The sequence below is a fragment of the uncultured Paraglaciecola sp. genome (assembly GCF_937123705.1).
Classification (GTDB): domain Bacteria; phylum Pseudomonadota; class Gammaproteobacteria; order Enterobacterales; family Alteromonadaceae; genus Paraglaciecola.
In genome coordinates this window covers 129,904-141,900 of sequence record NZ_CAKZKO010000139.1, presented here as the reverse complement: position 1 = coordinate 141,900, position 11,997 = coordinate 129,904, and the positions used below count along the sequence as shown (strand labels likewise).

The following is an 11,997-nucleotide window of genomic DNA, read 5'->3' as shown; positions in this document are numbered from 1 at the left end:
ACCCGCATTGAAGGTGCGGGTTATTTTTATCCCACAGGGCGCAGCAGGCCTTATGGGATAGAAATATCTTTTGAAGTATTGCTGATTTCCGTGTTCTATACCCATAGAATAAGAGGTTGTATGTGCAGTAAATGGATAGCGTATCAAGATGTCAAAAGCGGTTAAAAAAATTGTAGTTGTGGGTGGAGGAACGGCTGGCTGGTTAACTGCTGCTATTGTCGCTTCTCACCATAAAACTAGCACTTCTGATGCAATTCAAGTCACTCTTGTGGAGTCGTCTGATATACCTACAGTGGGTGTAGGCGAAGGGACTTGGCCCACCATGAAAAATACTCTGCAGCAAATTGGCATTAAAGAAAGTGATTTGTTTAAACATTGTCATGCCGTTTTTAAGCAAGGTGGAAAATTTGTAGACTGGGTTCAAGGTCAAGATGACTTTTATTATCACCCTTTTACTGTGCCTCTAGGTTATGGGCGCATAGACTTAGCCCCTTATATGGCCAATATTGAAGATTATGCCGCACGGTCAAATTTTCAGCATCATATCTGTGAAGCCGGTTTAGCGCCACGTACTATGGCCGAATCTGAATATACAGCTCAGTGTAACTATGCCTACCATTTGGATGCAGGGGCGTTTGCCGATTTACTCAAGCAGCATTGTCGTGACAATCTCAATGTTGAACATATTATCGGTACAGTACAAGACGTTGTTTTAGCGAAGAATGGCCATATCCAATCGGTTGCGTTGTCTGAACAAAAGCATGTACAAGGCGATTTGTTTGTCGATTGCACTGGATTTTCTTCGTTGTTATTAGGCAAAGCATTAGGGGTGCCTTTTGTACCGCAAGATGATGTGTTATTTAACGATACCGCTCTTGCTATGCAAATCCCTTACGAGGATGATTCCAGCCCTATTGCTTGTCATACCATAGCCACGGCGCAAAATGCCGGTTGGATCTGGGATATAGGTTTGACCCATAGACGCGGAGTAGGACATGTTTATAGCAGCGCTTATTTAAGCGATGATGAAGCAGAAGCTAACTTGCGTGCCTACATAGGTAACGCTGCTAAAGACATACCGGCGCGAAAAATCTCGTTTGAATCTGGACACAGAGCCACGTTTTGGAAAAACAACTGCGTAGCAGTAGGCATGTCTGCAGGCTTTGTTGAACCCCTAGAAGCCACAGCTATTATGTTGGTGGAAATATCTGCCCGTTATATTGCAGAAAACTTACCAGCAGATAACTCCTTAATGGCCATTACCGCTGAGCGATTTAATCAACAGATGCATTATCGCTGGCAGCGCATTATTGATTTTTTGAAATTACATTATTGTTTAACTCAGCGTCCTGAACCCTACTGGCAAGCACACCTTGAAGACAACTCCATTCCGCAAAGTCTAAAAAATGACTTGGCATTGTGGGGGTATCGAGGGCCAGTAAGTAGCGACTTCGATGCCTCTATAGAGTTATTTCCTGCTGCTAGTTATCAATACGTATTATATGGCATGGGCTTTAAGCCTTATTTCGAGCGCCAGCGGTATTTATATAATCAAGATCAACAAGCCGAAAAAATTATGCAGCGTAATCAGCAATTAACCGAGCAGATGTTGCAAACTTTGCCGCCGCATCGAGATTACATTGAAACTTGGCTGTCTAAAGTTAAATAAGAAGAAGATTCATCATGACAAAATTAGTAGAGCTCAACAGTAAAAGTCATCAAGGGCTAAAAGTCAGGCCAAATTGCCATATAGCCATGGCTGCTAACCAACAAATAATGAAACTAAGAGTTACCGAAACCTCTAAGGCCGTGACAAGTTTTCCGGTGTTTTTTACCCGTGAACAACGTACGGGTGCGTGGGTGTTATCGGCCTTAACCAGCCTAGAGAATGGCAGCAACTTATTTGTGCGTGAACAGCAATGGGACAGTGCGTTTTTGCCTTCAAGTATGCAAACCTATCCGCTGTTTTTGATGCAGTCTGAAAAACAAGAAAACAGCTTTACTATAGGTGTATTAGAGCAAAGTGCGGCGTTCTCTAAAGAAACAGGGGAACCACTTTTTGATACTCAAGGAAGAGCCACACTGTATTTGAGTCGTATACAAAAGCTGCTTGAAGCGGATATTAAAAATGATATGCAGACTTCACACTTTTGCCAGAAGTTAGAAGAATTAGGCTTATTAAAATCCATAAATTTGGTAATACAGTTTCAAGATGACAGCGTGCAACACCTAAATGGTTTACACACGCTTGATGAAGACAAGTTACATGCTTTATCTGCCGAGCAATTAGCAGAGTTGAATAAACTTGGTTACTTAATTCCGATCCACGCCATGTTAATTTCAATTTATCAGCTAAATACTTTAGTTAAGAAAAACAATGAATTACACAGTATGAGAGTTATCAAACAACTAAAAATAGAAGTGATGAAAGACCGAGCAATTGCCTAGGCGCTTAGTCAAATAATGAAGTGAAAATAAATAATATAAAACCTGCTAAGGAAAAATGTAATGCCAGAAAATATGACGCAAGTAATTGTTTTTACAATGGTGACAGCTTTTATAGCTGCGCTTACCTACTGGCAGTGTAGGGGCAAAGGGCCACGATCTGGCGCCACTGAGGGCCAACAAAACAAAGAAATGTTTCTAGCTGGTGGGGAGTTGAAATGGTATTTCATTGCTGGCTCTATTACTTTAACCAATTTAAGCACCGATCAACTTGTAGGCACTAACGGCAACCAAATGGCATTGCTGGCTTGGTGGGAGTTTGCTGCATTAGTAGGGCTAGTGCTGTTAGCCAAAGTATTCTTGCCTGTTTATTACAAGTACCAATGTACCACCACCACAGAGCTTCTAGAAAAACGCTACAACAACAAACATATACGCGCAGTTATCGGGACTTTGTTTTTCCTTAGTAGTGCCTTGATATTTTGCCCTGCGGTGATTTATTCAGGGTCGTTATTTATGAAAACCATGTTTAATGTGGATATCCCATTGATGTATATCGCTGCAGCGTTCGCGACGTTAGGCGCAATGTACGCCATTTTTGGTGGTTTACGTGCCGTTGCGGTTTCGGATACTTATTCAGGTGTTTTACTCTTAACTATGGCTGTTGCTGTAGTATTTTTGGCCCTTAACGCCATTGATTATGATTTTTCTGCTATCCCTGCTGAAAGACTGACTTTTATTGGCTCAGATGACTCACCTATTCCTTGGCATACTCTATTAACCGGTATGATTTTTATCCAAGCATTTTATTGGGGAACCAATCAAGTGATCACCCAGCGCGCTATGGCGGCACCTACCTTAAAAGAAGCCCAAAAAGGAGTGTTTGGTGCTGTGGCAATCCGTCTTCTGATTGTGCCCGCCATAGTAGTTATTCCTGGCATTGTGTCTTTTCAATTGTATGGTGATATAGGTGATGCTGCGTATGGCAGGATAGTAGGGGATTTATTACCTTCTTGGATGTCGGGTATTTTTGCTGCCGCCATGGCTGCAGCCGTGCTTTCAACCTTTAACAGTAACTTAAACTCAGCCGCTGCTCTGTATGTATGCGATATTCACGAACCTTACATCGGCCACACTAAAAATGTACCTAAACTCAGTGCTGGGATCACCGCAGTGTTAACCGTTATTACCTTGGCTTTAGTGCCGGTTTACGCCCAAGCAGAGAGTATTATTAACTTATTACAACAGCTTTGGGGATTATTCAGTATGCCAATCCTTTCAATATTTATCGTTGGCTTAGTATTTAGAAATGTCCACGCCAATGCGGGTATTATTGCCGTGATATTTGGGGTATTTTGGTACGGTGCTTTGTCGTTTGAGTTCTCGCCTATCCATGCTCCCTTTGGGCTGCATTACATTCACTTAATGTTTATCACCTTAGTGTCATGCGTGTCTGTCGCACTGTTGATCAATAAATTGTATTACAAGCAAAGTGCCGAGTTTGCATGGGGCAGTAATGATGGTTTAGTGCAACCCGCAGAATCATAAAATAGTGGAATAAAAGTGAATCATCTTAGAAAAAGTAATATACAAAAACTGCCAGAAACAACATTTGATGTGCTGATCATCGGAGGGGGCATTAACGGGGCCGTATCAGCGGCCTCCCTTGCGGCAAAAGGGGCGAAAGTGGCTCTAATAGACAAGGGGGATTTTGCAGGCTTTACCAGTTCTAATTCTTCAAACTTGGCATGGGGTGGGGTGAAGTACCTCGAAAGCCATGAATATGCTTTGGTGAATAAACTGTGTAAGAGTCGTAATCACTTAATGCGTAGTTATCCTTCGACGGTAAAAGAGATCCGCTTTTTTACTAGCATTCAAAAAGGTTTTCGGTTTCCACCTTTGTTTATTTTTATGGGAACTTTGGTTTATTGGTTGATGGGGCGCTTTTTTACCAAAGGGCCAACGTATTTATCAGCTCCTAAAATTAAATCCTTAGAGAATGTAGTTAACACCCAAAAAGTTAATGGTGGCTTTGAATATTCAGATGCGTTTTTACACGATAACGATGCTCGTTTTGTGTTTAATTTTATTCGTTCGAGTATGAGTTATGGCTGTATTGCTGCTAATTATGTGCAAGCTAATGGATCAGAAAAAGTAGATGGCCTTTGGCACACCCAAGCAATGGATGTCATCAGCGGTGAAGCGTTTACGGTTCGCTCTAAGGTGATTATTAATTCAGCTGGGCCATTTGTTGATCCAATGAATCAGCTTAATCAACAAACTACCGAGCATCATCACTTATTTTCAAAAGGCATACATTTAATTGTCGATAAAATTACCGATAGTAATAAGGTTCTGACTTTTTTTGCCGATGATGGACGGTTATTTTTTGTTATCCCTATGGGGCCAAAAACCTGTATTGGTACTACTGATACCCAAGTTGAAGATCCCCATGCAAAAGTGACAAACGAAGACCGGCAATTTGTTTTAGACAATGTAAACAAACTTCTAGACTTGCCAAAAGCCTTAACCCAAGATGACATAATAGCCGAGCGTTGTGGCGTAAGGCCCCTAGCCATAAAAGGCACAGGTGGCACCGCAGATTGGGTGCAATTGTCACGTAAACACGCCATTGACATAAATAAAGTGGACAAGTATTTGTCGATATTTGGGGGCAAACTGACCGACTGTATTAACGTCGGTGACGAAGTAGCGGGCTTGATTAAGGAACTAGGCATTTCACTGCCCTACGAAAATTACAAATGGTACGGCGAACCCGACGATACCGTACGGGATGAGTTTTACCACCGCGCTGAATTGATGAACTTTGATGCGCTTACCCCTGCAACCTCATCTGAACCTCTAACCAAAAGGTTTTGGCGCCGCTACGGCCGTAATGCTATCAATATGTTAGAGAAGATCCGTGAGAATCCCGAAAACGCCGAACTATTAATTGAAAACTCTGAATACCTAAGGGTTGAAATTGAACATGCCGCAGAGCGTGAAATGGTCACCAAACTTGAAGACTTTTTACGTCGCCGTTCAAAAATATCTCTAGTGGTAAGACAAGAAGACATCCTAGCCGCCCCTGGATTAAAAGTGGCGTGTGAAATCTTATTTGGAAATGAAGCGGAAGCCAAACTGCAAGAATACATCGACTCTGTGAATTAACTCATACTTTTAAAATCGTCATACTCGAGTGTAGTTATCGGGTATCCAGTGATTCTGTATCGCACTCAAACTGGGTTTAACAAATTCAGCGCAAGAAACACACAGTCGCTAGGTTCCCGATCAAAAGACTTCGGGAACGACAAGTGGGATATACTATCCCAACGACAAACAAAAACTGTCATACCCGAGTGTAGTTATCGGGTATCCAGTGACTCTGTATCGCACCCAAACTGGGTTTAACACATTCAGCGCAAGCAATACAAAGTCACTAGGTTCCCGATCAAAAGACTTCGGGAACGACAAAACAGGGATATGCTATCCCAACGATAAGGGGGGAAAATTGCATGTCGGGACGATAAGGAAAACAGTCAAATTCAAGCAACGGGTAAAATTGTCACACGAGAACGGTAAGTTATTTACAAATAAATCACACTTCTGCGGTTTTTAACTTGTAAAAGCCTGAAAGATCCCCAGTTATTGAATTATGTTGGCTGTTAACATTCAATACGGCGCATAAAAACCGCTTTATCAAAAATAATTAGAGAATATTTTAATGACAATGAATTACATTCCCCTAGACAAAAACAAGCATAAAGACTTACACGTAAAGCTAGATGCCAATTTCCCACATGCTAAAGAAGCGCATTTAGCCGCGGCATCCTTGCGTGAATATGCACAGATTGCCAGTTGTATGCCGATTATCTTTATTAAAGATCCGAACAGCGACACGACTCACAGTGTGGCTATGTTAGGTATTGAGCAAGGCGTTAACTTGTATATTCAAGACGACAAATGGTCAGGTCATGTTGTGCCGCTAAATATTCAACGCTATCCTTTTGATGTACGACCAGACGGCGATAAATTAGGGGTGTTTTTCGATGAAAACTCTGATCTAGTTGGCACCGAAGGCGAGCCACTTTTTGCTGGTGACGAACCCAGCCCATTCTTCGACAACCGTCAAAAGTTGTTGTCTGAGCTAGCTAACAGCGAAATGGCTACTCGAGATTTTGTCAAGAAAATCGAAGAGCTAGGATTGTTTGACTCAATCGTATTAAGTGCTCACTATGTTAATGGTCAACAGCGCAATATCAATGGTATGCAAACTATCAGTGAAAAACGTCTTCAAGCCCTTGATGCCGATACTATTACTGATTTGCATAAAACTGGTTACTTAGGTGCTATTTATGCTGTGATGATGTCTCTTGGACAATTGAACCGTTTAGTTCAACTGACACAAACAAGCGACAATCCTGTTAGAGCCCTGCAACTTCAACTTGAAGAGCCAAAAGCTGAAGAAACGGCAACAGAAGAAAAACCAGCAGCAAAACCTAAAGCGAAAAAAACCGCTAAAAAGTAAAACGTTTTGACTGCATACAAAAAGCCCGTTGCAACTGAGTTGTATCGGGCTTTTTTAGTTAACCCGAATTCGGGATAAGGAATGTCGAAAAATACAGATTTACATTTATATTTCAAAGATTTACTTTTATTAAAATTAATACAATTATTCAAATCATGGGTAAGTGGTGCTAGTTTTGTTCTTATCAAGGCGTTCATTATGTTGTGTAGTCACTCTACACTCATGATGAACAACGAAGATAGGGGCAAAAATAGCGCTACTTACAGGCGTTTCTTATTCCGAGTTCGGGTTAGTTAATGTGGCTTGGTATTAAAATAACACTTCATATTCAGTGACCGAATAAAACGCTTCACCTGCCTTTAATGTAGCACTGGGAAATTGCGGCTGATTGGGCGAATCAGGGTAAAACTGTGTTTCAAAACACAGCCCTTGATGGGCGTGATATAAGCTATCCTGCTTACCTTTTTTATGATCAAAGTGATTGGCAGTAAAAACCTGGATCCCGGGCATAGTGGTATAAACCTTTAGGCTAATGTCTGTATTTTCTGATGTGGCTTTAGCCGCATATTTGGCTTCTTGGGATTGTGGATCATAGGAATCGATACACAGATTATGATCTAAGCCGTTGCCATATTGAATTTGTGGATGGGCAGACGTTAATGCCTGTTCGATTGTGCTTAACTTCCTAAAATCAAAAGGCGTGCCTTCTACCTTAATCAGCTCACCTGTGGGTATGGCATGTGCATCTGTTGGGGTGTAATAACTGGCCACTACTTGGATGTGCTGATTGTTAACAGAGCCACTGTTATGCCCAGACAAATTAAAATAACTGTGGTTGGTTGGATTAAATACTGTGGTGCGCTTTGAGGTGGCAAAATATTCTATTTTTAAGCGGTTGGATTCGGTTAAGGTATATATTACCTTAGTAGATAAGGCGCCTGGAAAGCCTTGATCGCCGTCTGGGCTTTCTAGCTGCAACGCAATTGCTGGGTTTTCGTCGCGAGATAACACAGTGCTCTGCCATACTTTGTTATTAAAGCCTTGGCTACCACCATGCAAACAGTTGTCGCCTTGATTGATATCCAGCTGATAATTTTTACTCTCTAGGCACAATTTTCCTTCGGCAATGCGATTGGCGTATCTGCCTACCAATGCACCTAAGTAACTGTCATCAGATAAATATGCCTGTACTGAGTCGAAACCTAACACTATATCTGTAGGCGGCTTTGCATTATGGGGAATTAACCAGCGACGAATAATGCCGCCTAGGCTGAGGATCTCTAAGCTTACGCCCTGATTATTGGTTAAGCAAAATTGCTCGATTACTGTGCCATCGGGCATTTCGCCAAAGGTCGATTGGGTTATCAAGGATTAAAACCTAAAGTGCTTTGAATAGCACTGGCCCAGCCCTTGAGTAGTTTCGCGCGTTTTGCGGCATCCATTTGTGGCTCAAAGCGCTTATCGATTTGATTCATGCTGGCCAGCTCTTCCGTTGACTGGTAAATGCCTACTTGCAAACCGGCTAAATATGCTGCGCCTAATGCCGTGGTTTCCATCACTTTAGGACGTTCTACTGTTACGTTAAGTATGCCCGCTAAAAACTGACAGACCCAGCTATTGGCCACCATGCCGCCATCGACTCGTAGCTTTTCTGGATTAACCCCATCTTCACTCATGGCTTGCAGCAAATCTGCGGTTTGCAAACACACTGACTCAAGAGCGGCGCGGGCCAGATGCGCATCGCTGGTGGCGCGGGTTAAACCAAATATTGCCCCTCTGGCATCGGGCGCCCAATAAGGGGTGCCTAAACCAGCAAAAGCCGGTACTAAAAACACCCCATGATCATCGGCAATGCTGTTGGCCATGGCTTCGGTTTCTGTAGCACTTTTAATGATTTTTAAGCCATCTCTTAGCCATTGCACCGCCGCACCGGCAATAAAAATCGAGCCTTCAAGGGCATAGTGAGTGTGCCCTTTAATGGTGTAGGCCACTGTGGTTAATAGCTTGTTTTTTGATTGTAGCGCTTTTTCACCGGTATTTAATAGCACAAAACATCCAGTGCCATAGGTGCTTTTAATGTCGCCCTGCTTGAAACAACATTGCCCAATACTGGCCGCTTGTTGATCGCCCGCTACCCCAGCAATAGGGATGGCATAACCAAATAATTCTTCGGCCGTGTGGCCATAGTCATCGGCGCATTCTTTTACTTGGGGTAACATGGACGTTGGCACATCAAAAATGTCAAGTAAGTGCTGATCCCAGCAAAGATCGTGGATGTTAAATAAGTTAGTGCGGCTGGCATTGGTGACATCGGTGGCATGCACTTTGCCCCCTGTTAAACGCCAAATAAGAAAACTATCCACAGTGCCAAAAGCCAGTTGGTTGGCTTCGGCTTGCTGCCTAGCACCTTGCACGTTGTCCAAAATCCACGCCACTTTTGAAGCAGAAAAATACGGGTCGAGTAACAAACCTGTACGCCCTTGTACTGCTTCTAAGTGCCCTTCACCTTGCAACTTGCGGCATTGCTCTGCAGTGCGCCTATCTTGCCATACTATGGCGTTATAAATCGCTTTGCCGGTTGTTTTATCCCACACCAAAGTGGTTTCTCTTTGATTAGTTACACCAATTGCCGCGATTTTTGCCCCTTGTTCGCTTGCCCTAGCAACGGCTTGCTGACACACGCTTAAAGTGCTTGCCCAAATATCTTCAGGGTTATGCTCAACCCAACCATCATTAGGGTAATGCTGTGCAAACTCTTGTTGAGCAACAGCTACAATGCTTGAATCTGGTGCAAATACTATAGCCCTGCTAGAAGTGGTGCCTTGATCAATAGACAGAATACAGTTTTCTAGCGGCATAGCGTGTTCCTTTGTATAGTGGGGAATGTTCATTTATTTCAGCTGCTTAATGGATAGCAGCTGCTTATTCATAGCATCAGACGAGTATATTATTTTTATGCCGTGAAGATAACCAATAATATGAGTGGGAACACACAACCTAGAATTTAAATAAATGCGATGCTGAAGATAAAACCGCGAAAAATAACAGAACACATATATTTTATAATGTTTCCTTTCTAAAACTCAGGTAAGGACTGACTTATGAGGCATCCTAACGGGCGAGTTGAAGGTTTAACTGAGTTTCGCCACTTGAAGCATTTAGCATCAGGATTCCGTTTTCTCTTAAGTTGGCTATGGCTGATGATATATGTTCACAAAGCGCTATACCGTCAAGAGTTTTTTGGCAAACATAGAACACATTAAGCACTTCCAAAGGTTTGTCTACATCATAACGAATTCTATCTTTAAATTGGCTGTTGTTAACCGCAAATTGAGTGGAGATTTGATCGCCTATGATGGCGTCAATTCTTCTTTTAATTAATCGTTCTACATTGATATCGTCATTGTCTGCGTAGTCGATGCTAATTTTAGGGTTGTTAGTTATAGTTTCACCGTAACTATAACCACTTACGGCACCAATATTGAGGCCTTCTAAATCTTTGATAGAGTTAACTTGTCTGTTATTAAGTGTATAAACAATGATTTTTTTAAGCCAAATAGTGTCTGAAATCACCGCATTTTTTTTCGGCACGTTTTCCCATAGTTCTGGAAAGTAAGCTAATACTTGATTGTCTTTAAAAGAATTTTGCATGCTCTTGGTTGATTGCAGTACCAGCTCGGACTCGACCGCTACTCTTTCCATTATCAACTTATGCAATTGAATAAATAAACCATGAGATTTATCGATGACTAATCCGGGAATGTAATAACTGCCTATTATTGGTTTGGACGCTGAGTTTGCAAAAAAAGTGCAAATAACGCAGAAAAACAAAATAGTAAATAAACGCATAAAAATTCCATTTTTATTAGTAACCATATGATGGTATACACAGAGCCTGATAGTTGCAAGTGAGTTACTTCCATCCAAAGAGCTTGTTTGTAAGGGCAAGTAGTTTTGACTTTTACGGCATAGTAGTACCATTATTATACTACTTCTTTGATTAACATAAATTTTTGCAGTTTATTGTAGGTTAAGAATAAAGATTGCTATCGCATGGATATAGGGAAGTAAAGAATGTTCAATTGGCGTATTGTTTCAGTATGTTTATTATTTCTTTCAGGGGGTTCAGTATCCACCGAAAGAACAGACGCAAAGCCATTGTTTAGGATCTCCTATGGGGGAAGCATAGAGGGCAAGGTGTACGCTCAATTTGTACAATCTATATACCAAGAGTTAGGCTTTACTGTATCGATTCTTACCACGCCGACCAAACGAGGTTTGATTTTGCTAAACGATAGTTTGGTCGACGCTGATGTGATTAGACTTAAGAGTGTGGCTACAAAATATGACAATGTGATTTTAGTTGAACCGGCTTTTGCAAAAGGCTCTTTAGTGTTGTTATGCAAAAAGGGGGAACCCTGCAATTTAGAGATTCTGCAACAAGAAACTGCTTATATTCAGACCGATGAAGGCACGTTAAAGTTGTTCGAAAAAGGAGATATAACCGCACATATTGTGATAAGCGAAATGCCAACTAACACCTTAAAAATGCTCGAAGAGGATAGGATAATCTATGCTTTATATAGCTTCGATGCCAGTCAGCTTAGTGAATGGTCATCTAAACTTAATTATATAAAAGTAAAAGATGTGTCTGGTTACCATGTGATCAATAAAAAGCATCTCAACTTACTACCTCAAATACAGCAAAAGTTTCGGGAAAAACTACCAGCTTTTAATGCCAGCCGAAATCAGCTTCCTTTATGACCTATAAAACGTCAAATAGCTAGAACCTGTAAAGTCATTATTTAGGTTGTTACCAAATTGCGCCAGCTTGTCAGTTTTTTCTAGCATTTCAAACACTTCTGTAAAGCCTTTGATTACTTGCCCTAGAAACCCTTCAAATAGCTGCTTTTAGTCCTTGACATGATAGACCTGTGCTACCTAAACTGTCCATTGTGGGTAAAAGTGGCATAAAGTGGATCTGAAGGGTTTAATAACCTCAAAAAAACTATAAAAATCACATC

At 41.5% G+C, this 11,997-nt stretch carries 9 protein-coding genes; 6 read left to right on the top strand and 3 right to left on the bottom strand.

The window, feature by feature from the left end; all coding sequences use genetic code 11:
- The first annotated feature begins 148 nt into the window (after positions 1–148).
- From Q0688_RS19055 to Q0688_RS19035, 5 genes are all read left to right on the top strand, one after another.
- The gene (locus Q0688_RS19055) at positions 149–1,669 is read left to right on the top strand and encodes a tryptophan halogenase family protein (RefSeq protein WP_299080904.1); all 1,521 of its coding nucleotides are present in this window, start codon (positions 149–151) and stop codon (positions 1,667–1,669) included.
- 14 nt (positions 1,670–1,683) lie between these two features.
- The gene (locus Q0688_RS19050) at positions 1,684–2,448 is read left to right on the top strand and encodes a SapC family protein (protein ID WP_299080896.1); all 765 of its coding nucleotides are present in this window, start codon (positions 1,684–1,686) and stop codon (positions 2,446–2,448) included.
- A gap of 60 nt (positions 2,449–2,508) precedes the next feature.
- A complete protein-coding gene (locus Q0688_RS19045) occupies positions 2,509–3,993 on the top strand; it encodes an SLC5 family protein (protein ID WP_299080893.1) in 1,485 nt (494 codons plus the stop codon).
- 15 nt (positions 3,994–4,008) lie between these two features.
- A complete protein-coding gene (locus Q0688_RS19040) occupies positions 4,009–5,616 on the top strand; it encodes a glycerol-3-phosphate dehydrogenase/oxidase (RefSeq protein ID WP_299080890.1) in 1,608 nt (535 codons plus the stop codon).
- A 553-nt stretch (positions 5,617–6,169) separates the two neighbouring features.
- The gene (locus Q0688_RS19035) at positions 6,170–6,973 is read left to right on the top strand and encodes a SapC family protein (RefSeq protein ID WP_299080887.1); all 804 of its coding nucleotides are present in this window, start codon (positions 6,170–6,172) and stop codon (positions 6,971–6,973) included.
- Between the two features lie 309 nt (positions 6,974–7,282).
- On the opposite strand, the gene Q0688_RS19030 is transcribed toward Q0688_RS19035, so the two are convergent.
- The 3 genes from Q0688_RS19030 to Q0688_RS19020 form a co-directional block, all read right to left on the bottom strand.
- Positions 7,283–8,341, bottom strand: a complete 1,059-nt coding sequence (locus Q0688_RS19030) for an aldose epimerase family protein (protein WP_299080884.1) — start codon at positions 8,339–8,341, stop codon at positions 7,283–7,285.
- Complete coding sequence (gene glpK, locus Q0688_RS19025; protein WP_299080881.1) at positions 8,338–9,831, bottom strand: glycerol kinase GlpK; 1,494 nt, start codon at positions 9,829–9,831, stop codon at positions 8,338–8,340. The genes Q0688_RS19030 and glpK overlap by 4 nt, the downstream gene beginning before the upstream one ends.
- Positions 9,832–10,084: 253 nt before the next feature.
- Positions 10,085–10,822, bottom strand: coding sequence for an ABC transporter substrate-binding protein (locus tag Q0688_RS19020; RefSeq protein ID WP_299080879.1), 738 nt, complete (start codon positions 10,820–10,822; stop codon positions 10,085–10,087).
- A gap of 225 nt (positions 10,823–11,047) precedes the next feature.
- Here Q0688_RS19020 and Q0688_RS19015 point away from each other — a divergent pair, with 225 nt between their 5' ends.
- Positions 11,048–11,737, top strand: a complete 690-nt coding sequence (locus Q0688_RS19015; protein ID WP_299080877.1) for a hypothetical protein — start codon at positions 11,048–11,050, stop codon at positions 11,735–11,737.
- Positions 11,738–11,997: the final 260 nt, after the last annotated feature.

Coding starts and splice junctions, on each gene's coding strand:
- Q0688_RS19055 (WP_299080904.1), top strand. CDS start 149: ATGTCAAAAGCGGTTAAAAAAATTGTAGTTGTGGGTGGAGGAACGGCT.
- Q0688_RS19050 (WP_299080896.1), top strand. CDS start 1,684: ATGACAAAATTAGTAGAGCTCAACAGTAAAAGTCATCAAGGGCTAAAA.
- Q0688_RS19045 (WP_299080893.1), top strand. CDS start 2,509: ATGCCAGAAAATATGACGCAAGTAATTGTTTTTACAATGGTGACAGCT.
- Q0688_RS19035 (WP_299080887.1), top strand. CDS start 6,170: ATGACAATGAATTACATTCCCCTAGACAAAAACAAGCATAAAGACTTA.
- glpK (WP_299080881.1), bottom strand. CDS start 9,831: ATGCCGCTAGAAAACTGTATTCTGTCTATTGATCAAGGCACCACTTCT.
- Q0688_RS19020 (WP_299080879.1), bottom strand. CDS start 10,822: ATGCGTTTATTTACTATTTTGTTTTTCTGCGTTATTTGCACTTTTTTT.
- Q0688_RS19015 (WP_299080877.1), top strand. CDS start 11,048: ATGTTCAATTGGCGTATTGTTTCAGTATGTTTATTATTTCTTTCAGGG.